This is a genomic window from Legionella quinlivanii (assembly GCF_003265995.1).
GTDB lineage: Bacteria > Pseudomonadota > Gammaproteobacteria > Legionellales > Legionellaceae > Legionella_C > Legionella_C quinlivanii_A.
On sequence record NZ_MVJN01000011.1, the window covers coordinates 1 to 24,538 of the forward strand.

Consider the following 24,538-nt stretch of genomic DNA (forward strand, 5'->3'; position numbering starts at 1 on the left):
AAATTTCTCTGACTATATTCTTTACTTCTCAAGCACTCAAATCTCTTCAAGCGCCCACACAGTTTGTCTTCATCTTCTTAATCAACTCGCCCCGAAGGCGTGATGCGTATTCTACGGATTTCGCTTCCCTTGTCAAACACTTTTTGCAAATTTCTTCAAAAAAGTTTTTTGACCCAGTAAATGGAACGTTTAGCAGAGCTTACATTCATTATTACTTCATAAGTTGGGGAGGAATACCACTATCGCAAAGTACTTTGGTTTATTTCAGAGGCTGACTTATTCTCAATTATCTGAAATCTGTACCCGGATGAAACGCCTCAAGTTTCAGTCTAGACCATTCTTTGAATTTTGCCAGTATTAATTCAAAATATTTCCAATTTTTTTTTCAACGCCTGCCTGCCTACACTATTAATATATATACTATCTGGCGCTTTTCAATCTTTCTTAAGCAAGTAACTGACTATTTATGTGAATAGTACTGGTGATTCTCTGCTTTTTTTGTTAATCTTCGGAATTGAACAATGGTGGCTTCATTGGTCCCCACGCGACGATAGATTATGAACCCCGTCAGGCCCGGAAGGGAGCAGCGGTAGTAATTGATTCGGGCGCCGAGGTGTGGCTTCTGAAGCTGCCGCCATATTACTAAAGAATGTCTATGAGTTATCTTGCGCTGGCGCGTAAATGGCGACCACGTTCTTTCTCGCAACTGGTTGGCCAAGAACATATTAATAAAGCCATTAGCAAATCACTGGCCCTGCAACGTATTCATCATGCTTATCTTTTCACAGGAACCCGCGGCGTTGGGAAAACCAGTATCGCGCGCTTAATGGCCAAAGCACTTAATTGTGAACTCGGTGTCAGTGCCGAACCCTGCCTGTCCTGTGATACATGCCTCGCCATTGAACAGGGCCGGTTTATCGATTTGATTGAAATAGACGGTGCATCAAAAACACGTGTTGAAGACACTCGTGAACTTCTGGAAAATGTACAATATGCGACAACGACAGGCCGCTACAAGATCTATTTGATCGACGAAGTTCATATGCTTTCGCAGCATAGTTTTAATGCCTTACTCAAAACACTGGAAGAACCTCCTGCACATGTTAAGTTTTTGTTAGCGACCACAGATCCGCAAAAGCTGCCTGCAACTGTTCTATCTCGTTGCTTACAATTCAATCTTAAACCATTGCAGCCTGCGGTTATCATTAGTCAGATGGAACTTATTCTCAAAGAAGAAGACTACAGTTTTGAACATCAGGCTCTTGAGATTATTGCGCGAGCGGCTAAAGGCAGCATGCGGGATGCACTTAGTATACTTGACCAGGCTATTGCAACTGCTGATAATCATTTGACCGCTGAAATTGCGAAAAGCCTTTTAGGACATACAAAAAAAGATTATGCCATGATTCTGCTGCAAGCACTGCTTGCTGAAGATGCAGGAAGAATTATTAACACAAGCCGCCAGATTGCTGCTGAGGGTGGTCATTTCATTTTTGTTCTTGAAGAACTGATCAATCACCTTCACCAGATTTCTGTCAGTCAGGCTTTATCTGGTTCTCATCCCTTACTCGACTTTTCAGTTGAGACACAAAACCTGTCAACTCAGGTTACACCAGCAGATGTGCAATTGTTTTATCAGATTGCCCTTAAAGGCATTGATGAGATCCACTTGGCTCCCAGCCTTTTAATCGGTTTTGAAATGACTCTGCTGCGCATGCTCAGTTTCAAGCCGGTGAACACATCCGTCATTCCTCCGCTTACAGGTGAGCAATTAGAGTCTGCTCCCCTTTCCAAAGCACCAGAGCAGCCTAAGGCTTTTGATGTAACAGAGGAAATTGTCCGAGATGAACCAGGACCATCTGACGATGTTACAACGCCGTCGCAGGACGTTGTCAGGCATTTAGATGAAACACCCGTTAAGGCCATGTCTTTACCTTCAGAAGTTCCCGAGGTTGCGATTAATACAGCTCCGGTTATCATTGAGGAAAACTGGGCGCAAATTATTCCCCAGTTAAAATTGAGCGGACTAGCCCTGACTGCCGTAGAAAATGCTGAATTTATTAAACGCAGCGACAAGGATATTTTTTTGCAAGTCGCCAAGGGACACCACTCCCTGTTTTCGCCCGGGATTACACAACGCATAGAACAAACTCTGTCTGCATTTTATAAAACCAATATCCGTATTAATCTGAGCGTTCAGGAAACCATACAAAGTTCACCTGCGCAGGTTAAACAAATAGAGCAAACAAAAAACATGCAGGAAGCAGAGAAACACCTGGAGGAAGACCCTTTTTTACAACAGTTAATTCAGGAGTTTTCCGGAGAGATCGTCAAAAATTCTATTGTACCTAACAAAGATACATTATAATTAGTTAATCAACTTAAATGAGGTAGCTACACATGGATATTAATCAAAATCTTGGCAATCTAATGAAAGAAGCCCAAAAAATGCAACAAAAAATGCAGGAAGCACAACAGAAATTGAATTTGCTGACTGTACTCGGCGAATCTGGCGGCGGCCTGGTGCGTATTAAAATGAAAGGCAACCATGACGCGGTCGAAGTCAAAATTAATCCTTCACTGCTGGATGAAGAAGTTAGCATGCTGGAAGATTTAATTGCAGCGGCAATTAATGATGCCAATCGTAAAGTTGAAAAAGCATCTAAAGATGAAATCAGCCAACTGACTGCCGGACTGAATATTCCAACAGATTTCATGAAAGAAGAAGACAAGGAATAATAAGTTTTATGAATGCGTTGACCAGGCTTGTCGAGGCACTGCGCTGTTTACCAGGGGTGGGTCCAAAATCTGCCCAGCGCATGGTTTTCCACCTGCTGCAACACCAGCGTCAACGCGGCCTGCATCTTGCTGCCTGTCTGGAGCAAGCCATGCAGCAAATCAGGCATTGCGAACGTTGTCACAACTATACAGAAACCGAATTATGTTCATTATGCCAGGATAACACCCGTGAGCAGTCTGTCTTATGTGTCGTTGAAACACCTGCTGATGTGGCTGCAATTGAACAGAGCAGAGTATTTAAAGGAAAGTATTTTGTACTCATGGGTAAAATTTCTCCACTCGATGGATTGGGTCCTGAGGACATCGGTTTGCCGCGCTTACGCCATCTGGCTCTGTCAGAGCAGATTGAGGAAATTATCCTTGCCCTAAGTCCATCCGTTGAAGCTCAAACCACCACCCATTTTATTCGCGAATTGTTTAGTGACTGCAGCATTCGCATCAGTCAGCTGGCACGAGGGATCCCCTCTGGCGGTGAGCTGGAGTTCCTGGATGTCACTACCATTGGTAATGCACTACGTAATCGAGCCCTTGTGAATGAGTAAAAGCCTTAGAATTTCAGTTCTTTTTTTATTGCTTTTTATAACAGGTAATATCTTTGCCTCTTTTAACAAAAGTTTATGGCCTATTTGGGAAGTTAACAATCCACTGTCCAAAGCAGTTATTCAACATTCAGAATGGCAGGAATTTCTGCAAAAACATCTCATTACAAATGAAGAAGGAATCAATCTGATTGATTATCCCAATGTCAGGGAAACCGATCGTCAGCTTTTAAAAAAATACATTGAGCGAATGTCAGGCATTAATATCAGCGAGTACAATCGAGCAGAGCAACTCGCTTACTGGATCAATGTGTATAACGCAATAACCGTGCATACTGTTGCCAGTTATTTCCCGGTAAACAGCATTGATGAAATCAATATTTCACCCGGTTTATTCAGTATTGGGCCCTGGGGAGCCAAGCTGATTACTGTCAATAATATTTCATTGTCTCTGGACGAAATTCAAAATCGTATTATTCGCCCTATATGGAATGACTCCCGTAGTCATTATGCCCTGAATAATGGCGCAATTGGTGCTCCTAACCTGGGGAAAGAGGTTTATACCGGCGAAAAACTGGAACAGCAATTAAATCTGGCGGCCTTTGATTATGTCAATTCTCTGCGAGGCGTGCAGGTTATTGAGGGTGAATTGGTCGTTTCAAAAATATACGATTGGTTTAGTGAGGATTTTGGCGAAACCAAACAAAATGTAATTAATCATATCAGGCAGTTTGCCAAAGAGCCCCTCAAACATCAGTTAAAGCATGTTAATACCATTGACAATTATGTTTACAACTGGCATTTGAATACAACCGTTGGAAATCAGGCCGGTTAAGATTACTTGCTATTCCAGCCTTTCAAGCTCAGAATGCCATTAGGGTTAACCAATATTCTACTCATCGGATGGTAACGCGTTTTAGGCAGATTATAAAACAGGGCATTTATAGCTTTGCAGGATTTAACCTGTTATTTCTCTTATTTCAACTAATTTACAGTTTCTCCTTAAGTGCCAGTTTTATCCACGCGGTAACCTTGCCCTGGAAAGTTTATGCGGAGTTAATTGCCGCCTTTTTGCTGCAAATTATTCTCCACGTTCTCCTGACCCTGATTCAGGTGTTCTTATTATGGGGAATTACACCGATACCCATTTCCCAAAAACGCCTGGACCGGCGTATTCTCACTATCCTGATAACTTCTCTGATTGCCATTCTAAGCCTTAACTGCTACTTTTTTCCCTTAAGCGCCTTTAGCAAATTGTTTGTTCCGGGACTTCCACCCTTTCTGATTACTGCTGCCCTTCTGATATCACTTGGCTTATTATTGCTGGCAAGTCTGATGAGCCTTTATCGATTCTGTTTGCTAAATACAAAAGTGAGCATCAGCTTAATATTACTAATCATTACTCTATTCCTGCCCTGGTCAAAAAAAGAGACACATTTTATCGCAGGAGCATCACCAAATGTTATCATCATCGGCGTGGATTCTTTAAGCCCGAGCCAGGTTAGCAAGGCACATACCCCGTTCATCGCTCAATTTCTTGCCAATAGTGTGCATTTTACCAACACGGTCAGTCCTCTGGCACGAACTTACTCTGCCTGGGCAAGTATCTTAACCGGCCTGCATCCACTTCATCATCGCGCCAGAGAAAATCTTATCTCAAAGAAAGAAATTGACAGTGCCGCAAGCTTTGCCTGGACTTTAAGGAAGGCAGGATATCAAACCATTTTTGCCACAGACGACAGACGATTCAATAATCTGGGAGAAGAGTTTGGTTTTCAAAAAATAGTCGGCCCTAAAATTGGCGCTAATGATGTACTGCTCGGCTCATTTTATGATTTTCCGCTCAGCAATTTTTTAATTAATTTTCGCCTTAGCCGCTGGCTGCTTCCTTACAATTACATGAATCGCGCCGGTCATTTTTCCTATTACCCTGAGACCTTCAATAAAGAATTGCAGCACTCTGTTCTTGAGCTAAACAGGAAAAAACCTGTTTTTTTAGCCGTACATTTTACCTTACCTCATTGGCCCTATGCCTGGGCAGCCTCTTCTGCGGCCCAAGTTAAAAATGAATACAGTCTCGAAGAGCGGGAGGGACTTTATTATGCAGCACTGCATAAAGTCGATCAGCAAGTTAAAACATTGTTTGATTTCCTGCAAAAAACCGCAATCACTGATAACAGTCTTATTATTTTATTAAGTGATCATGGCGAAGTATTATATAAAAAAGGCTCCAGGAAAATCGATCCTAAGCTGTATCAGGGCAGCGGATCAAGTCGTCTCGAGTCCTATTTTCCTCAAAAAACCGCTACTGAATTACAACGCAGCGCCGGACATGGCTCCGATTTATTAAGTCCGGACCAGTTTTTCTGTGTTCTGGGCATGGCAAGTTTTCAGCAGGGAGCAACCGTTAGCCCGGTAAAAACTGTGCAGGACCGTGTGGTATTAATGGACATCGCCCCCACTGTCTACTCCTATCTTAAAATTCACCCGACCCCATTATCTGACGGCATATCACTGGCAGGTTTTTTAAAAACACAAACCCATTTGAATGAACAAAGCCGACCGGTGATGCTTGAAAGCGGATTTCTACCCAACTCAGCCCTAAGTAATGAAAAAGCAGTTGAATATGGCAAACTGCTTTTCTGGGTGAATCCTCAAACCGATGATCTGGAAATTCGTCCCGATCGCTGGCCCCTTATCGATGCAATGAAGCTTTATGGAATATTGGATGGCGATTGGCTGCTTGCTCTTTATCCCGATAATGAGACCTATATTACGGTGATCCTGAATTTAAAGACCGGGGAGTGGACTGATGAGGCCCAGTCGGCTTTCGCAAAACACTCACCGAGACAAAAACTGCTCGAACAATTGCTTAATTTTTATCAGAAACAATTGTCAGGTTATCCGCAAACTCCGCCAGCGTTTAAAGAGATGCCAAAGATTTCTAACTCATCCTCATGAACGGGATGACGATAGCCCGTGGAGGGCTTGTCTATCCCTGCTGAAGTTTTTCCAGGGACTTAAATAATGTCTCCAGTCTCGAATTCTGATTCATCTCTGGTGACGAATAAAGCGTCAGAATACGGCTTAGAGCCTGCAGATTTCGCCTCCCTGGCTTTACAACTGTATCCTGTCTGAAATCAGGATAGGCCGCCATTAGAATATGGCGATTTTTTAATTCGCATAGTAAAGCGGCCATCAAGTCTTCCATAACCTGGTAAACACGAATGACTGCTAATCGCTCATCCTCCCTGAGCAACTCTACATCACGAATCATCTGACCCTGCGCCGCTGCCTGTAAAGTCCTGAGCAAATAGCGTGTATCTTTATTTGAAAAATATCCATACAGGTCGATGCATTGCTCTGTGCTTAGCTGTTGATAAAGAATAACCATTTGCTGCAAAAATTCATTGCCTTCCGGTTCTGATACAGGAGAGACCAACTGGCTTCGCAGGTACATAGCGGCGTCAATCAGGCGATTGGGATTAAACCAGTATTTATACGCGCGGAACAAATCATTAAGGCCCTGATGGATAAGATCATTGGTGGACAGGAAATTGGGTATTTCGCATTGCTGGAGAGCGGATTTGATAATTTCTCTTGTCATCTCATTTATTTCAACGCAAATCCCGGGAGGTAATTCATCTCCATGAAAAAGATAATCCTGAACTGGATTATAGCCACGCTGTTTTAGATTATGCAAAATCGTTTGATGGATGACCTCGATAAAATAATGTAACTGACAGAGGGTATTCTTAACTTCAATTTCTTTTTCAGTACTCAATCGATTGCCGTATAACAATCCCGGTTGCGTTTTATAAAAAAACAGGGCATTAACCAGTTCGACATATTCAGGCTCGGTCAATTGCTGATAAAAACCCAGACAATCGCGTTCATTTAAATGCAAAAACTGCTCTTTCGCCATATTGACCTTGTCATTGAAGCGATTGGCGAAATGAATAATTGCACTCAGCCATTCACTGACTGATTTCGCCTGTATTATTTTTTTCAGTAAAGGAGCCAGCAGTTCATTATCGCCGCAATTAGCCTTTGGATCGTGGTCAAGGACCAAGGCCATTAGATTCCTGTAGTAAAATAATAAGCTATCAACGCTGCGGGCTTCATTTTCATCAGTACTGCCCTGCCTCCATTTAATGCGGCATTTTTCAATTCTGGCAATACATTGTGAATAAATTGTTTCAAACAAAAGCGGCGACTCCCATACGGGATTAGCCTCAGAGGAGTTCAGACGGGATAATTTCTCATACAGTTCAATTAACTCATGGCAATACTCAACAATACTGCTCGTTTTGTAGGACGGGGTCGGCGACGATTCCAGCAAAGGCTTTAGCTTTGCCTCGTTAATTTTAATCGCATATTTTAATTCAGCCTTTAATCGGCAATTTTCATCAATCAACCAAGGTAACGGTACATGCATGGTTTCTGTCATCCCTTACCTCCTGCCTCCCCTCTGAAGTATTGCTAAACTGTAACCGTCTGACCTCTCTGTCATAAATAAGGAAGTATTGTAGGTTGGGCCCCTGGCCCCAATAAAGACGTTGGAACCGTTCCAGAATTCAATGTTGGGCCAAGGGCCCAACCTACATGTAATTGCAGAACTCCCTTACTTAATGGCAGTGCCCCTGGCCCTCCGGCTCTTATTATTTGATTGTAGCTTAGTCCCAAGGCACTGAACAATAACAATTTTCGTCAGAAAATGGAGGCGGATATCCCCTTCACACGCGATGAAATTAAAGTGTAATAGGTATATAATTGTGAAAATACTGTCTATTAAAAATTAATGGAGTTTTATTTATGCCCATGCATCGCAAACCCCTGCTTTTCATTGACGATGCGCTCCCGGAAAGCCAAATGGCTGATTATTTTAATAAATTTAATTTTAATATTGTCTCGATCAAGAGCTTGTCAGAACTTGAAACAACTTGTGAAGAGCCTGTTGCCTTGCTTATTTCGGCAACACTGCTTGAAGCAAACCCGGCAAAAATTCATCAGATCTATGAACGTTTCAATGTGCCGCTAATTGTTATCAGCAATCAAATCAATGAGCAACTGTGTGTAAACATGCTTGAAGCCGGAGCTGACGATTTTCTGGTTAAACCAATTCATCCGCGCGAATTGCACGCTCGTATCGGAGCCATTAGTCGAAGAGTCGCAAGGGCAACTCAAAATGCAGAAGCTGAAAAAGAAGTGTTACTTTTTTCAGAATGGCGTCTTTACCCGGCATCTCGACAGGTTTTTAGTAATGATCACCATGAGCTCTTGCTAAGCGCGGGTGAGTATGACCTGCTGCATGCATTCGTTCGACAGCCGCAGCAAGTCCTGGGACGAGAGTTTTTGTTACAGATAACCAAACATTCCGATCTCCACCCATTCGATCGCCGCATTGACGTTCAAATTAGCCGTTTAAGGCAGAAAATTGAACTGGATGCCAAAAAACCCGCGCTGATAAAAACGATTCGTAATGGCGGGTATTTATTTACAGCACCGGTTGAAGTGCTGAAAGAGTCAGTTGAATCTCATTAAAATACCTTAATCAATAAGTTGTCCAATCTCTACCGTAGTTGTGTTAGGATAATCCATCCTCGCTCAGATATTACCAATGATTAGAGAGTCTGATTATGGCGAATTTTAGAGTTAAGCCAATTCGATTAACCAAAAAACATATCCTTTTTGTGATATTGCCTCTTGTGATTGTTGCCTACTGGCTTTTTCATACAAGCTCCGTCAAGGACAATAGCAACCCGGTAAAAGTAGTTGAAACACTGACATTAAAAAAAGCCGATATTCAGGAAACCATTCATCTGCTAGGTACTATTCGTCCCAAACACGTTGCGGTGTTAACCGCAAAAGGCAGCGGCATTCTCGATATCATGGCCAACCCTGGCGAAACAATTTCCAAAAATGGATTAATAGCCAAAATCGATAATCCCGATAATGAAAAATCCCTGCAATTATCAGAAACTGCTGAGCAAATTGCGCGTCAGCAATATCAGCGCCTTGCGGATCCCGCTTTGATTAAAAAAGGCTATGTCAGTCCGAAAGAGGCAGATGAGCAAAAACAGATCTGGCTGGCCGCGCAGAAAGAATTAGCTCAGGCAAAGCTTGATTTGGACAATCTGCGTTTTTATGCGCCTTTTGATGGTGTGGTTGGTGTCTACAAAAAACGTGAAGGCATGCAGGTCACCCAAGGAGATGCGATCGTTACTATCTATGATCCCAAATCGCTGGCCGTCGATATCGACCTGCCTTGCAGCACTCTCCCGACAATAAGGGTGGGGCAAACCGTGAAATTATTGAACCGGAATTATAAGCTTTCCCATGTACAAGCAATGCTGGATGAGGAAACGCACATGTGCCCTGCCGATGTCGACATTGTTTGTAAGGAATGCCTGATTGGTTCAACCGTGGAACTCGATTTGCTAGTACGCGAACAGAAAAATGTAATAGTGGTACCCTCATCCGCCATTTTTCTCAGGAATGGCGCTCCATTCGTCTACATTCTTGATGATGGAAAAATCAAACTGGCATCGATTAAAACGGGACTCAGAGATAAATCGACTGTAGAAATTACTGAAGGCTTGCAAGAGGGGCAAAAACTGATTATTAAAGGGCAAGAGCGCCTATATCCAGGAATGTCAGTCAGTGAATTTAAACCACAGCCAATAAAAAATGCTTCATTATGAAAATCACCAGTTATTTCATTAAACATCCGGTCATAACCATTATTCTTAACGCACTCGTCGTGGTAGTGGGGTTGCTGTGTATTCAGTCGCTCTCACTCAGAGAATATCCTGACATCACCTTTCCAACGATCAGTGTTAGTACCAATTACCCCAACGCCAGTCCGGATTTGGTCGAAACCGCTGTTACCAATATACTTGAAGATAATTTATCAGGGATTGAAGGTCTGGACACCATCACCTCTCAATCACAAAGCGGCTCCTCTGAAATCACTCTGAGCTTTCGCACCGGCACTCCTATGGACAGAGCATTAAGCGCCACCCAGGACGCGGTAGGTCTGGCCAAATCCTACTTACCCGCCGAAGTAAAATCCCCCCGCATCGAGCGTCAGCGCCAGAATACTGGTCTGCCATTTATTGGGATCGCGATTGAATCCAGGACTTTAGCCTTCGCCGACCTGACTCATTTTGCCAATCTCCGCTTAAAAAATGAATTTCGCAGTGTTCCAGGTGTTTCATCAGTGAGAGTTTGGGGACAGCCTTATACTTATAACATCAACCTTGATCCCAAGAAATTATACGCGTTTGGCATCAATGTAGATGAGGTAATGAGCGCCCTTGAGCGAAGCCGTGTTTCATTACCGGCAGGGAATTATCAAAACAAAATCCCGAGTACCTTAAACTCCGACCTGAAATCTGTGGAGGATTATGAAAACCTGCTCATTAAAGCAGATAAAAAACATCCTGTTTTTTTAAAATCAATTGCCGATGTTCAATTGATAAGCGATAACAGCCAGTTTCGAGTGCGCGTCAATGGCCATTCAGGGATCGTATTATCCATTAATCGCGCGAATGACGCCAACCCTATTGAGGTTTCCAGGCAAGTTCGAGCGACCCTGCAGGCGGTCCAGCAAAGCCTACCCTCTTCAGTCCATGCCAGTATTATTCTGGATCAATCGCAATTTATTAATGCCTCTTTGCATAATATTCAATCCGCAATTCTTGAAGCAGTCATTTTGGTGCTCATTATTGTTTTTCTTTTCCTGAGAAATTGGCGTGCCACACTCATTCCTCTGGTAACTATTCCCATTTCATTGCTCGGCGCTATGATTTTTCTAAAGCTATTCGGTTTCTCCATCAACTTAATGACGCTGCTTGCGATGGTGCTTGCGATAGGCCTGGTAGTTGATGATGCTATCATTGTTCTGGAAAACATCTGGCGTCACATCGAAAAAGGTGAAACCGCATTGAATGCGGCGATACTGGGTGCCAAAGAAATTGGCTTCGCTATTATAGCGATGACCTTCACCCTTGCCAGCGTTTATATGCCTTTCGCCTTCATTGATGGGATGCTGGGGCAGTTATTTGTAGAATTCGCGGTGGCTTTGGCCGGCAGCGTTTTTGTTTCCGGAATGGTGGCTCTTACCTTATCACCGCTCATGTGTGCAAAATTTTTAGGTAACCATGCAACGCCTCGGTGGCCGCAAATTGACACACTGTTGGAAAACCTCACAAAGCGGTACAACCATGCGCTTACGCGTGTCCTCAGCAAACGCTGGTTTGCAGCACTGGCCTCAATCCTCACCATCAGCATTTGCTTTCTGCTGTATTATAATACTCCTGCAGAAACCGCTCCCAAGGAAGATCGCGGCCTGGTTGGCATTTATACGCCACCTCTTAGCAGCGAATCCCTAGATGATCTGGATAAAAAAGTGAGTGCATTCGAAAAAACTACTAACTCCATCAAGGAATCGGATTACAAATTAACTTTTATGGGGGATTGGGGCGCGAGTATTCTACTCCCGCTGAAACCTCATTCTCAGAGATCACAGTCGGCAGAACAGCTCGTTTTGCATCTGCGCCCGCAGTTTAAAGACATTCCCTCAGTGGATCCTTCCGTGTGGAGCTGGAATACTGGTTTGCCGGGGATTGATGATGCAGGCCAGGGAGCTGAACTTTCTCTCATTATTTCAACACCCGACAGCTTTCGTGATTTATTTGATCATGTTGAAAAATTAAAAGCGGTGCTCGACAGCAGCGGACAATTTGAATCCGCCAGTTATGATTTACGTCTGGATACTCTCGGCTACTCCATTGAACTGGATAATAATGCCTTGAGCAAACTGGGATTAACTCCCGCCCAGGTCGCCAAAACCATTGAAGTATTTTTCAGTGCCGATAAATCACTCACTTTTCAAAAAGATAGTGTGCTTTACAATTTAACGGTTAAAGGCAATAGCGCTCCCTGGACCTTAAACGAGCTTTATCTAACTACACCGGAGGGCAAGCGGGTTTCTTTGGGAGCCTTTACTGCTATGAATGCTAAATCCCAACCAGCCACCCTCGAGCACTATAAGCAAATGCGCTCTACCACCTTGCATGTTCAGTTTCCTGCCAAAGAATCTATTGATAAAGCAATGAAGCAGTTATGGAAATTATCCAAAACTGAATTACCCTCCCAGTACAAACTGACCTGGAGCGGTGCTGCAAAAGCTTATAACGAATCGTCTCATACCATGCTGTTCCTGTTACTTTTATCGATTTTGTTTATTTATGCCATTTTGTCGATTCAATTTGAAAATTTTATTGACCCGCTTATTATTCTATTTACCGTACCCTTAGCCTGTTCAGGGGCCTTAGCCGCTACCTATTTCTCCGGACAATCCCTGAATGTCTATTCACAGGTGGGTTTAATCACTTTAATCGGGCTGATTAGCAAGCATGGTATTTTGATTGTTGAGTTCGCCAACCAGCTTCGTGCGAAAGGACTTGCTGCCAGTGAAGCCGTGAGGCAGGCTTGTTCACTTCGCCTGCGCCCTATATTAATGACTACGGGGGCGATGATTTTTGGTGCAATTCCCTTATTGCTATCCCAGGATGCGGGGGCTGAATCACGACATGCAATTGGAACAGTATTAGTCAGTGGTCTGGCAATCGGCACTTTGTTTACACTCTTTGTGCTGCCCGGCATTTATTTGCTAATCAACAGCAAACGCAGAGACAGAGTTAAATCCTGATGCTCAATGCTTCAAGGTTTAACTTTGACTTGGCTCGTTCCTGTTTACTTTTCTTATCCTTGCCGTTTTAACCATATTATCACCCACCCTCAAAATCTCAATTTGAAAATCTTCAATCTGCAGGCAACTATCAGCTGTTGGAATATAACCCAAATGCTCAATAATAAGTCCACTGAGTGTGCGCGGTCCAATCATGGGTAATTGCCAGCCTAAACCGCGTTTCAAATGCCTGAGAGTGATGCTGGCGTCGACAATAATTGTCTCTTCATTTTCCTGCACAATGTCTTTACTCAGAGCGGCGATGTCCGTTGTAAATTCACCAATCACTTCTTCGAGAATATCTTCAATTGTAACCAGCCCTTGCAAATCGCCATATTCGTCCACCACGAAACAACTGCGCTTTTTTTCCTTGCGAAAATTCAAAAGCTGCACATTTAAAGGCGTGGCCTCGGGAACAAAATAAGGGGCATCAGCAATTTTCAATAGACTGTCTTTGTCCAGCCTTTCTTCAAGAGCAAGATTTAACACATTGCGCACGTGTACCATGCCAAGCAAATCATCAATGCTGTGACGAAACAGAGGCAGGCGGGTATGCTGAGCTGTTTCCAGCTCATCAAGAATCTGGTGCCAGGGCTGCTCCAAATCAATGCCAATCACATCAGCCTTAGGTATCATGATATCTTCAACGGTCGCTTCTTCAAGATCCAGTAAGCTAATCAGCATTCCCTGATGCTCGGCGGGCAATAAACCGCCAGCCTCATTAACGACAGAACGCAACTCCTCAGCGCTTAACGCTTCTCGCTGAGCTTTATCCAGAGAGATACCAAACAGGCGTAAAATCCAATTAGTGATTGTGCTAATCAGATAAACCAGCGGCGCCAGAATTTTTTGTAGAAGGAGCAATGGCAAAGAGGAGCGAAACGCTACCTGCTGGGGATGCAGTGCCGCCAGCGTCTTGGGAACCATTTCCGCCAAAACCAGGATAATTAAAGTGAGCACAAGTGTCGCCAGGGCGACCCCGGCATTTCCGTACAGCCTCTGACCTATCAGAGTAGCAATCATGGAGGCCGTGATATTGGCAAAGGTATTACCTATCAAAATCACTCCCAGCAGTCTATCAGGTCGTTGCAGCAACCTGGAAACCCGAACAGCCTGATGATGATTCGTTTTAACCCAATGCTTCAGTCGATACCGATTAATCGACATGATGCCGATTTCCGTTCCCGAAAAAAAGGCGGAAAGCAGGATCAGAATAAAGAGAATAATCGATAGTGTGACCAGGGAAAACTGCACTTGGATTCCTTATCCGGTTAAATAACAAACCGAATTATACTCTTTATAAAGTAAAGATTACACAGAGAGAAACACCTGTGGTACTATGATTATTTTTGAAATCAGGCAGACATTCCATGTTTGATAATTTAACCAAACGGTTGAACCAGGCGTTCAAAACGCTGACTGGGCAAAGTCATTTTACCGAAGAGAATACACAGCAGGCGCTTCGCGAAGTGCGCATGTCCTTACTGGAAGCGGATGTTGCTTTACCTGTTGTTAAGCAATTTATAGAGAAAGTCAGAGAAAAAACGCTTGGTCAGGCAGTCGATGATAAACTCAAGCCTGAGCAGGCACTGATCAAAATTATTCATGATGAATTGATTGTCATTCTGGGCAGTGAGCGCTCAGAACTGAATTTTAAAACGCAACCCCCAGCTATTTTTCTTATGGCTGGTTTGCAGGGTTCCGGTAAAACGACCACTTCAGCCAAGCTCGCACGCTATTTAAAAGAGCAAGAGAACAAAAAAGTCATGCTGGTGAGCGTGGACGTCTACAGACCTGCGGCCATCGAACAGTTGCAATTGCTCGCCGAGCAGCTTGATATTGCATTTTTTCCGGCGCAGGCGCATGAAAACCCGCTCGATATTGCCCAGCGCGCACTCGATAATGCTAAAAAGCAATATATGGATGTCGTTATTTTCGATACAGCAGGCCGTCTGCATATCGATCAGGACATGATGGACGAAATCAAAGCATTGCATCAAGCGGTCAAACCCGTTGAAACTCTGTTTGTCGTCGACAGCATGACTGGGCAAGATGCAGCCAATACCGCCAAGGCCTTTCATGATGCCCTGCCCTTAACAGGTATTATTCTCACCAAAACCGATGGTGATGCCCGTGGAGGAGCGGCTTTATCCGTGAAGGAAATCACTGGTCAGCCCATTAAGTTCATGGGAACCGGCGAAAAAATTGATGCCCTTGAACCATTCTATCCTGACCGTGTCGCGTCCCGAATTTTGGGGATGGGCGATATTCTGACGCTGATTGAAGAGGTTGAGCGTAAGGCGGATAAAAAAAGCAGTGAGAAACTGGCGCAGAAGCTGAAAAAAGGAAAGGGCTTTGACCTGGAAGATTTCAAGCAGCAGTTATTGCAAATGAATAATATGGGCGGCATCAGCAGTATGATGAGCAAACTGCCCGGTATGAGCCAGCTGCCGCAACAGGCCATGTCGCAAGTGAATGATAAAGCATTGGCAAAAACAATTGCTATTATTAATTCGATGACGAAAAAAGAACGACGTTTGCCCAAGATTATCATTGGCTCCCGCAAGAAGCGCATTGCAGAGGGTTCAGGCACACAGATTCAGGATGTTAACCGCTTATTGAAACAATATGAGCAAATGCAGAAGATGATGAAGAAAATTTCCAAGCCGGGTGCCTTAAAACAAATGATGCGCGGCTTGGGTGGCCTTACTGGAATGAAGGGTATTTTACCCGATGATTTCAAATAATTGTCAGAATGACTTCACATGTCGTGTGAATTTTCGTACAATACACGGCATTTTTACGTAACCACTCTTAGAAGAGGAAAATAATGGTCGTTATACGTTTATCAAGAGCTGGCGCTAAAAAGCGTCCATTTTATCACATGGTTGTTACAGACAGTCGCAAACGTCGTGATGGAAATTACATTGAACGCATTGGTTATTTTAACCCAGTCGCTCAGGGACAAGACATTCGTCTCCATATCGAAATGGATAAATTAACGCATTGGTTAAACGTGGGTGCACAGTTATCCGATCGCGTAAGCGCTCTTGTTAAAGAACATAAGAAAGCTGCTAACGCTGAATAATGTGAGTGATTTAACTGATTGGATAATTGTAGGTCGTTTTGGTCGAGTTCATGGTATAAAAGGCCTTATTACGGTACATTCCTTTACTGAACCCCGTAATAATATTCTTGACTATGCAGACTGGCATATTTCTATCGCCAAACAGTGGCAACCTGTTGAGCTGTTACAGGTTGAACTCAGCGATAAACACATTCTCGTAAGAGTAAAAGGTTACAATGAGCGAGAAGAAGCGGCCAAACTGACCAATGCGGAGATTGCGATAAGCAGCAAGCAATTACCCGTGCTAGAGCCAGATGAGTTTTACTGGCACCAGCTTGTTGGGCTGAAAGTTATCAATCAATCCAATGAGCTATTGGGTACAGTCACCGAGGTGATTGCGACTGGCTCAAACGATGTCCTGATTGTGAATGGTGAACGACGTCATCTGATTCCCTATTTACCTGGTCATTACGTTATAAAGGTCGATTTAAGCCAGCAACAGATTCTGGTTGATTGGGACGCGGATTTTTAATGTTACATCTTGGTGTGATTAGTCTCATTCCGGAAATTTTTAACAGTTTGAGCTATGGTGTAACAGGACGAGCGCTTGAACAGGGGCTTGCCCGAATTGAATACTGGACCCCACGTGATTGGGCAAAAAGGCCTTACCGTCAGATTGATGACAAGCCTTACGGCGGCGGTCCTGGGATGGTAATGATGTATGAGCCCCTGCATGCCGCAATAGAGCATGCCAAAGCGGCTCTGCCTTCAGGATGCCGTACTATTTATTTGAGCCCGCAGGGCAGGCAGATTAAACAGAACGACCTGATTAGAATTGCCCAGGATAAAACACCCCTGCTTTTTATTGCAGGTCGGTATGAAGGGATAGACGAGCGAATTATCCAGCAACACGTCGATGAAGAATGGACGGTTGGCGATTTCGTGATGAGCGGCGGAGAATTAGCCGCAATGATTTTTATTGATGCAATTTTGCGTTTGTTGCCCGGCAGCCTGGGCCACGCGGGCTCTGCAGAGCAGGATTCATTTATGAATGGCTTGCTGGACTGCCCGCATTATACCCGCCCGGCGCTGGTTAACGGACAGAAGGTTCCAGACGTTTTACTGAACGGTAACCATCGGGAAATTGAACGCTGGCGACGTAAGGCATCTTTAGGAAATACCTGGTTAAAAAGACCGGAATTATTAGAAAAAATCGATTTAAACGATTTGGACAGGGAATTACTGAGTGAGTTTCAAAATGAACACAGTGATTCCTGCTAAAAAACGGAGCATTTTTCTACTGCAGCATACTGCTTGCAGCATTAAAAGCTTTTAAAATGAATGCTCTCACGGAATAACCGAGAGAAGTAACAACCGGCAAGCTATGGACATCGATATATACCTGAGCTTGCAGCGACAGACCATACTTGAGGAGTGATGATTCATGACTAACATTATTGATCAGCTGAATGCCGAGCAAATGCAAGGTAAAAATATTCCTGATTTCAGCCCAGGCGATACCGTTTTAGTACAAGTAAAAGTAAAAGAAGGTACTCGTGAGCGTTTACAGGCCTTTGAAGGGGTTGTAATTGCTAAACGTAACCGTGGTTTAAACTCTGCCTTCACCGTGCGTAAGATTTCTCATAACGTCGGTGTAGAGCGTGTATTCCAGACTTATAGCCCAATCGTCGACAGCATTACTGTCAAACGTCGTGGTGATGTTCGTCGTGCCAAATTATATTATCTGCGTGATCTGGCTGGCCGTGCTGCTCGTATCAAAGAAAAATTAAGCAGCCGCAAAGAAGACTAAGATCTAGACTAGGCCTGTTGACAATCAACTGCCTGCTTGCCTGAATTACCGCTCCATCTAATGCCGCGACTTGTCGTGGCATTCCTACATCTGAATCGAAGAGATCTTCGCCTATTTACCAGGCATTGTTGCATAAATGAAAATAGGTGCACAAAAGAACGTCTTTGCGAGCGTTAGCGAAGCAATCCAGCTCCTTACTGTGTTCAAGTTTCGATCTGGATTGCTTCACTCTGTTCGCAAAGACAACAGGTTGGTTGTTTGATTCTATTTTCTCAACAACTCCTGTTTACCGCAACTTATTCGTAATATCCCAGGCAAAATTAATTCAAACCGTTTAAAAGCATTTCCTGGATACTGCGAACAAGTCGCAGTACGTAGGGCAGCACGAGGGGGAAGACAGAAAAAAGCCCTGATTCCGCTATTGCATCCTCAGGGCTTTTTAATCAGATGGATAAACCCTCTTGATGAGATGGAGCTTCAACTTTATCCGCCTTATTCTCTGGCTTGTTATAGAAAAGGGAGAAGTATTGGCGCGCGGTGGTTGGATCCGCAACAGGCTCATCCACTACCTGCTTATAGGCTGCAAGTTCATCCATCGCCACATCCGTTATTTGTTGATGACGAATGCCTTTCATATATTTGCGATGCATATCATGACAAAGGGCTATGATGTTATAACTCGATTGGGCAGAGGGGTCATGATCGAGGGATTCTTGATCGAATTCATCAACAGCCTTAATACCTAATTTAGCAAGCTTTCGCATGCCGGTGTTGTCTTCGATTTTTTTAGGCCCCCAGAAACCTTTGTAGATTAAGGTCGCTATGCCTCGGGTAATTGGCTTGAGCAGCCAGGTCAGCGGGGTGGTCGCAATTTCTATCGCGCCTCTGACCAGACTGAATACTCCATCCAAAAATCGCCACGGGTTCAAGCTCAGCAGGCCGACCAGCGTTTTAAGCAGTCCACTTCCCACATTCAGCAGTCCAACCAGGGGTTGTCTTAAGTCTTGTTTGAATGGATGCCATGAAGCAGAGGTTTTATAAGGTTTGAAAAAGTCGGTAAACAGTTTAACAGTCTTTTTCAAATGATGAGTTATAGGAATATATTTCCAATCACCCAAACCGACAGGATCATAGCTGCGATGCGGGTATTTACGCCATTGCTTTTCTCTGCTCACCTGATGAGCAGGCGCCTGCTGTAAATTAAAATACGCATTAAGCAACTCTTCAGAGGAGTCAATATCGTCCTGCCATGAAATGCCCTTTACCTTTTGCACGGCCTCCATTATTCGCATTGGAGCGCGAATATTGCGACGGCTGTATTGCGACACTTCATGTACTTTTTTAGGGGCATACACTTCGGTAAACCAGGTTTGATACTGATTGAGGCTGAGCTCGAGTTGCTCTTCATCAGCAAATCCATTACGAATATGCTCTTTCATCTGCTCGATAAAAATTGCAGTTGCCTCATTTCCTGCGTTCAACCCCTTGAAATAAGAAAGTCCTAATTTGGCATCACCCGCCAGCTTAACATGGACTTTGGAGCCGTCTTTTCTTGCGACCTGCCTACTGATTTGTCTGGCATAAGTCGCCGGCGCTTCGTTGACGCTAACCCGCACCGAGTTCCAATCGATAAGAGAAGAATCTTCATGGCATTTTTCGATTTTAAGCTCGAGATAGCGGGTTAGAAAACTACGAATATCCTGGGGTATATCCTTTGCCTGCTCGTTGTTTTTAAGATGAATAGGCTTTTGCGAGGTAGCGATGGACTTCAAACGATCAAAGACTTCCTTCGAAATCATCATTTGCATGGTAACAGGAGTTTGGCCTTTTGCGAAATGCCCCACATATTCGCTGGCAATCATCCCGCCACGCGCCATATTCTGATAAAAATTGGCGGTGGCAACCGCCTCATCTTTATGTGAGCCATTGACTTCGTAACGAAGCTGCAATACATAATCAAATTCCTGCTTAACCTGATTATCTTCTCCAAAAAAGTGTTTGCTGACGACGCTGTGAGTTCCATCTGCGCCAAGGATTAACTTGGCCTCAGGATGCCCTTCGAGAATCTTTTCTTCAATATTTTCCGGTGTGATGGCCTCGTGGATAATCCTTGTAGGCTCGCATCCTTCTTCACACTCCAGAGCGAGCTCTTTGAATATTTTTTCAAGTTCGTTAGTGCGAATATGCGGATCTTTTTTGAGCCGAGCCAGAAGAGGTTTTAGCGTGGGATGTTCTTCGGTTCCCGTCGCTTTCATTAATGAGGCTAAATGCTGCCATTGCATACTCAGTGTATGTCTACGCTGGTATTCCGTATATTTTTCATAAATGACAATGCTTAATTCCGGATTTAATTTCTTCATTGCCCAGGCATGAGCCAGACCAAGAGGACCTGCACCTACTATAACCACATCAACCATAACCACCTCATAATGGTGAACAAATATTGCGCTATTATACGCAATATTGCACAGATATCAAGCAGCTTGTGATGCAGATAGCAAATGCTCTTAAGATTGAGGTCCTTCCGATGAGGCGCGAAGAGAAGATGAATCACAGCCAATAATACTTTGTAAACAGTTCATCCCAAAAAACAAAAGCTGATTTTGTTTGTCGACAATCGCTTTTCCCAGGCTGAAAGGCGGTTGCAATCTTTTCAGATAATTAAATTCCCAGTCAAGCGGCTGTTGCGCTTTTATTTCATCAAGCTGCAAGCCTACTTTATTCCAATTGATTTTGTTGGCCATCGAGACTCTGAAATCCTCGTTCAGCACTTTAACTAATCCTAAGCGAACGGCAGTCACTTCCGCTTTCCTGGCCCGGCTCTGAGCTGAAGGAAGAGCCTGCTCCCCAGTCTGGTTTTCTGTTTTTCCACTGTTAAGGGAGTCGAGCGCTTTTGACAATAAGTCTATATACTCATTACAAAGTTCCCGGTAGGATTCAAGTGACTCAATATTTGCTCTTAACTTCTGAATCTCGCTGTTTCCCTTTAACTCCTGAACTTCTCTCTCCAGTTCTTGCGCCCTTTTATCAAGCGCCTCGTATTCTGTACTCAATTGTATACTGTTGGCTTCTGCAGACAAGTGAGGGCTTTCTCTTTCCATATGCTTAATTACGGCAGCTTTATCCCATAACTCATTAGACCCCCAGTCTTCGTTAGTCGCATAGAACATCAGGAGCTGGTGTTTGAAATAAACCATATACTGCAGAGCGGCACTTATTAGATTAGTGCAGCCGTATCCCGCAACTCCTTTGAAAAGATTGACACCTTGGGCCGCATAAAGCAGTTCAATATGCTTCATATCTTCCGGACAAAATCCATAGCGAATTAACTCAAAGACGCCTATCGGCAGCAAATCATCGCCTCCTCCCGCCTTGACACCGCATTTTTTTTCGAGATAGGCCGTCCAGTCCAGTGCCCGGAGATAGTCACCATCCCTTAGAAAATCGAGATAATCTTTAGTCGTTAATGTCACGCTGCTACTCCTTGCAAAATTAATTATCCCGTTAAAGAAATAATGACAACCGCCGATATTAAGTCAAACAATAATAAAAAAAGAGCCTGTCATGAAAAAAAGTATAGCGATCCTTTTGTTCATCTTGCCAGTTTCCTTAACATTTGCAAACTGTGATCCAAGTCGATTTCGCTGGGAGTGTGATTTGCCCTTAAAGCCCAAGCCTTCAGCGTCTGCCCATTCACTGGTTTATTGTGGAAACAGTTACGGTTATATGAGCAAAGCCCAGTATGATATTTTGTCACGTTATCATCGGCGCAGTATCAACATGGTGCTCAAAATTAATGGTGAATACGTTGACAGTCCCTGTATTCCAGCAGAACGGTAGCCACACTGGGTAATTCAGATATAATAGACTTTTTTCTATCCGGATATTAAGTGGCTCCACTGATCAATGAACAGCCTGTCAGAATTATTAGGAAGTCTATTAAACATCTGTATTTAAGAATTACGGCCCCGCATGGCGAAATCCTCGTTAGTGCACCCCATAGGATGAGCGATGCCGCGATTGAGCAATTTTTACTGAGCCGCCAGTCCTGGATTATTGAGAAGCAAAAGGAGGTTGCAGGGCGTTCGCCTCAGCAGCCTCTTTCTGAAAATCAGATTAAATTTCTGGGAAAAGTTTACTCTCTTGTGAAAGATGGTAGCTCAGGCAATCGGGTTCTGGGCATCGTTAACGAACAACTGCATTTCTCAAGCACTTTAGATAGCGCTCAAAATCTTAATACGATACTGACTAAATGGTATCGGCAGGAACTGGGACGTTTAATGGATACCCTGTTAAGCAAATGGCAACCGATCATTAAGGTGTTCCCCAAATTCATTGGCATACGCGCGATGCGAAGCCGCTGGGGATCCTGCAATACCAGCAAGGGCCGCATCTGGTTAAGTCAACATTTGATTCATCATCCGCCAGAGTGTATTGAATATGTTTTTGTGCATGAAATGGTTCATTTGATTGAAGCTAGCCATAACCATTATTTTAAACAGTTGATGACGCAATTTTTACCAGACTGGAAAGAAAGACGAAACCTGCTTAATGGTAAATAGACTAATATCGGCCATACGTTAAATCTTCTCGCTCTCCTTCACAAAATGGACTATGATTTCTGCTTTTTTCGAGACAATCGCAATAATTATTGTGTAAAGCTCTAGTATTTCTGGATGTTCATGGTCGATACAAATCTGATTGATAATCTTTGTAATCAAGGGTTTCATATTATTGAAAACTTTCTGGGTGAAGAGCATGCAAGGCAACTTAGAACCAATGCCTTGTGCGGCGATGCTGATCAACGTTTTAGACAAGCCCGAGTAGGTAATTCCTCTGTTAGCCGGCAGCAGGAAATCAGAGGTGATAGTATTCTCTGGCTTGACCCCGATGAATTTGATTTGGCGGTAAACTATTATTTTCAGAAAATAAATCAAATCAGCCGCGAATTAAATAATGTCCTGTTCATGGGCTTGAATCAGTTTGAAACCCATTATGCCATTTATCAGCCGGGCACTTTTTATAAAAAACATGTGGATCAATTTCAAAATAACAAGGATAGGCGTATTTCCTGCGTCTATTACCTGAATGAGGGCTGGAAGGCTGAAGATGGGGGAGCTCTGAAGGTGTATAACCAGGAAGAACAACTCCTGGTATCGATTTTACCTCAGGCTGATCGCTTCATCTGCTTTACAAGCGATCTTCCTCATGAAGTGGAGCTGACCCATCAGACCCGTGTCAGCATTGCCGGGTGGTTAAAACGAGTAAGTTCTCAACAAATTATTAATTCAGTCTGTTGAATTTATTGGCCGGTTGCTATTAAATGGATTGATGGGCTATTGTACATCAATCCAGGGAGCCGGAAATGAGTATAAGCAAAGAGTTTAATTCGTTATTTAACGATTTAGTTGAGCAATACGGAAACAATAACCTGAGCCGGTATTTAAAATGGAATAAAGATACTCATGCTGAAACGATCCTTGAAAATCTTAAATTTCTGCAAAGTTGTTTTGTAAAAACCCCGGATATTTTTGACGAAGACGACGTGCTCAATTTTTTAAAACACTCCGCTGTTATGTTGTTTAGCCAGGACCCTATTTTTCTTGCCCACATGGGCACATTCACCAATAAATATGCAGAGATCACACAAGAAGAGCATCATATTGGCGTCAACCTCTTCATTAAATTCAATACTAAAAACTCCAAAGTCAGCCTGATTGGCAATTTAATGCAGGCGATATCCAAAGAGAGAGAAGCGCATTGTCTGGAAATAGAAGTCTATACATTAAGAATCCAGGAGCTGGAGGCTCAGATAGCCAAGCTAACCAAGGAGCTACGTGAATCACAAACTCATAATGAAGAACTGGAGCGGCACAAAAATGACAATGAGGGAGAATTGCATTTATTAAGGGAAAAAGTAACCCGCTATGAACATGCCTGGGATATGATTGAAGAAGCGAGCCATGCAGTTAATTTACAAAAAGTTATTGCAAATGCGCCCGCTCAGCTGGTGCCTGAACTAATAATCAAAGAAAATAAATCGTCGATTAAACAGCCACCCATCCTCTCCCCTGCGATGACAGGCTCAGATTTACAGACCAAACCCTCACCTGTTTTAAAGAATGAAACAGAAATTGAACCGCCAACCCAGCGTAAAGCGCCGCCAGCGCCGCCTGTGCCTCCCCGGCCAGTAAAAACAGAGGGTGGAAGTACCAACATCAAGCCCCCTTTGAAATTAAAGAAAGCAGCCTTAAAGCCAGGGCAACCAACGTTTTTTTCCAGTATGCAAGAAGAGCTGGATTTTGTACTTAAAACCAGAAACTCTGCTCCACTAAAAGAACCGGAAGATAAAAAAGGCGAAAAAAAAAATTCCTGCCAGAATGGATCACCCCTGAGTTTATGAGCAAAATGGAACAAATCAGACAGGCCAACATCGATGCGGGATTAACAAGCAATGATACCGACGATGAGTCTGATGAATTTAGTGATGATCCCAATTCATTACAGCCGAGTTAGGTATTACGTTAATAGTGCTTGCTATTCGCCCCATTCAACGTTATTTTTCC

Annotated in this window: 21 protein-coding genes and 1 other RNA gene; 18 read left to right on the forward strand and 4 right to left on the reverse strand. The window is 43.6% G+C overall.

Annotated features, from left to right (window positions below):
• Positions 1–531 precede the first annotated feature (531 nt).
• The 6 genes from ffs (at position 532) to B1207_RS13400 (ending at position 6,299) form a co-directional block, all read left to right on the forward strand.
• An RNA gene (ffs, locus tag B1207_RS13375) (signal recognition particle sRNA small type) lies at positions 532–628 on the forward strand.
• Positions 629–655: 27 nt separating this feature from the next.
• Positions 656–2,368 carry a DNA polymerase III subunit gamma/tau gene (gene dnaX / locus B1207_RS13380; protein WP_112220439.1) on the forward strand — a complete coding sequence of 571 codons (1,713 nt, stop codon included), beginning with the start codon at positions 656–658 and terminating at the stop codon, positions 2,366–2,368.
• A gap of 32 nt (positions 2,369–2,400) precedes the next feature.
• Entirely contained in the window at positions 2,401–2,739 is a 339-nt protein-coding gene (locus tag B1207_RS13385; protein WP_112220440.1) for a YbaB/EbfC family nucleoid-associated protein, read from the forward strand.
• An 8-nt stretch (positions 2,740–2,747) separates the two neighbouring features.
• Positions 2,748–3,341: a recombination mediator RecR gene (gene recR, locus B1207_RS13390; RefSeq protein ID WP_112220441.1), complete on the forward strand. Its 594-nt coding sequence runs from the start codon at positions 2,748–2,750 to the stop codon at positions 3,339–3,341.
• The gene (locus B1207_RS13395) at positions 3,334–4,173 is read left to right on the forward strand and encodes a DUF547 domain-containing protein (RefSeq protein ID WP_112220442.1); all 840 of its coding nucleotides are present in this window, start codon (positions 3,334–3,336) and stop codon (positions 4,171–4,173) included. Before recR ends, B1207_RS13395 begins: the two co-directional genes overlap by 8 nt.
• 68 nt (positions 4,174–4,241) lie before the next feature.
• Entirely contained in the window at positions 4,242–6,299 is a 2,058-nt protein-coding gene (locus B1207_RS13400; protein ID WP_112220443.1) for a sulfatase-like hydrolase/transferase, read from the forward strand.
• Positions 6,300–6,330: 31 nt separating this feature from the next.
• On the opposite strand, the gene B1207_RS13405 is transcribed toward B1207_RS13400, so the two are convergent.
• Positions 6,331–7,788 (reverse strand): hypothetical protein, encoded by a 1,458-nt coding sequence (locus tag B1207_RS13405; RefSeq protein ID WP_112220444.1) that lies wholly within the window; start codon positions 7,786–7,788, stop codon positions 6,331–6,333.
• Positions 7,789–8,153: 365 nt separating this feature from the next.
• Between B1207_RS13405 and B1207_RS13410 the strand changes: the two genes are divergently transcribed.
• The 3 genes from B1207_RS13410 (at position 8,154) to B1207_RS13420 (ending at position 13,056) form a co-directional block, all read left to right on the forward strand.
• Positions 8,154–8,882: a response regulator transcription factor gene (locus B1207_RS13410; RefSeq protein ID WP_370637187.1), complete on the forward strand. Its 729-nt coding sequence runs from the start codon at positions 8,154–8,156 to the stop codon at positions 8,880–8,882.
• Positions 8,883–8,977: 95 nt separating this feature from the next.
• Positions 8,978–10,042, forward strand: coding sequence for an efflux RND transporter periplasmic adaptor subunit (locus tag B1207_RS13415; protein WP_112220445.1), 1,065 nt, complete (start codon positions 8,978–8,980; stop codon positions 10,040–10,042).
• Positions 10,039–13,056 carry an efflux RND transporter permease subunit gene (locus B1207_RS13420; protein WP_112220446.1) on the forward strand — a complete coding sequence of 1,006 codons (3,018 nt, stop codon included), beginning with the start codon at positions 10,039–10,041 and terminating at the stop codon, positions 13,054–13,056. The genes B1207_RS13415 and B1207_RS13420 overlap by 4 nt, the downstream gene beginning before the upstream one ends.
• Before the next feature lie 18 nt (positions 13,057–13,074).
• On the opposite strand, the gene B1207_RS13425 is transcribed toward B1207_RS13420, so the two are convergent.
• Positions 13,075–14,349: an HlyC/CorC family transporter gene (locus B1207_RS13425; protein ID WP_112220447.1), complete on the reverse strand. Its 1,275-nt coding sequence runs from the start codon at positions 14,347–14,349 to the stop codon at positions 13,075–13,077.
• A gap of 116 nt (positions 14,350–14,465) precedes the next feature.
• On the opposite strand from B1207_RS13425, the gene ffh reads away from it, so the two are divergent.
• The 5 genes from ffh (at position 14,466) to rplS (ending at position 17,972) form a co-directional block, all read left to right on the forward strand.
• The gene (ffh, locus tag B1207_RS13430) at positions 14,466–15,842 is read left to right on the forward strand and encodes a signal recognition particle protein (protein ID WP_112220448.1); all 1,377 of its coding nucleotides are present in this window, start codon (positions 14,466–14,468) and stop codon (positions 15,840–15,842) included.
• Positions 15,843–15,925: 83 nt separating this feature from the next.
• Complete coding sequence (gene rpsP / locus B1207_RS13435) at positions 15,926–16,183, forward strand: 30S ribosomal protein S16 (RefSeq protein ID WP_058507999.1); 258 nt, start codon at positions 15,926–15,928, stop codon at positions 16,181–16,183.
• Between the two features lies 1 nt (position 16,184).
• Positions 16,185–16,694, forward strand: a complete 510-nt coding sequence (gene rimM / locus B1207_RS13440) for a ribosome maturation factor RimM (RefSeq protein WP_112220449.1) — start codon at positions 16,185–16,187, stop codon at positions 16,692–16,694.
• The gene (gene trmD / locus B1207_RS13445) at positions 16,694–17,443 is read left to right on the forward strand and encodes a tRNA (guanosine(37)-N1)-methyltransferase TrmD (RefSeq protein WP_112220450.1); all 750 of its coding nucleotides are present in this window, start codon (positions 16,694–16,696) and stop codon (positions 17,441–17,443) included. Before rimM ends, trmD begins: the two co-directional genes overlap by 1 nt.
• A 163-nt stretch (positions 17,444–17,606) precedes the next feature.
• Complete coding sequence (gene rplS / locus B1207_RS13450; RefSeq protein ID WP_112220451.1) at positions 17,607–17,972, forward strand: 50S ribosomal protein L19; 366 nt, start codon at positions 17,607–17,609, stop codon at positions 17,970–17,972.
• 443 nt (positions 17,973–18,415) lie between these two features.
• Here the strand turns inward: rplS and B1207_RS13455 are convergent, their stop codons facing one another.
• A complete protein-coding gene (locus B1207_RS13455; protein ID WP_112220452.1) occupies positions 18,416–20,389 on the reverse strand; it encodes a hypothetical protein in 1,974 nt (657 codons plus the stop codon).
• Between the two features lie 90 nt (positions 20,390–20,479).
• Complete coding sequence (locus B1207_RS13460) at positions 20,480–21,445, reverse strand: hypothetical protein (protein ID WP_112220453.1); 966 nt, start codon at positions 21,443–21,445, stop codon at positions 20,480–20,482.
• Positions 21,446–21,536: 91 nt separating this feature from the next.
• Here B1207_RS13460 and B1207_RS13465 point away from each other — a divergent pair, with 91 nt between their 5' ends.
• From B1207_RS13465 to B1207_RS13480, 4 genes are all read left to right on the forward strand, one after another.
• On the forward strand, positions 21,537–21,812 hold the full coding sequence (locus tag B1207_RS13465; RefSeq protein ID WP_112220454.1) for a hypothetical protein: 276 nt from the start codon (positions 21,537–21,539) through the stop codon (positions 21,810–21,812).
• Between the two features lie 50 nt (positions 21,813–21,862).
• Positions 21,863–22,534, forward strand: a complete 672-nt coding sequence (locus B1207_RS13470) for a M48 family metallopeptidase (protein ID WP_112220455.1) — start codon at positions 21,863–21,865, stop codon at positions 22,532–22,534.
• Between the two features lie 120 nt (positions 22,535–22,654).
• Positions 22,655–23,272, forward strand: coding sequence for a 2OG-Fe(II) oxygenase (locus tag B1207_RS13475; RefSeq protein ID WP_112220456.1), 618 nt, complete (start codon positions 22,655–22,657; stop codon positions 23,270–23,272).
• Positions 23,273–23,337: 65 nt separating this feature from the next.
• Complete coding sequence (locus B1207_RS13480) at positions 23,338–24,375, forward strand: hypothetical protein (RefSeq protein ID WP_112220457.1); 1,038 nt, start codon at positions 23,338–23,340, stop codon at positions 24,373–24,375.
• The last annotated feature ends 163 nt before the right edge of the window (positions 24,376–24,538 follow it).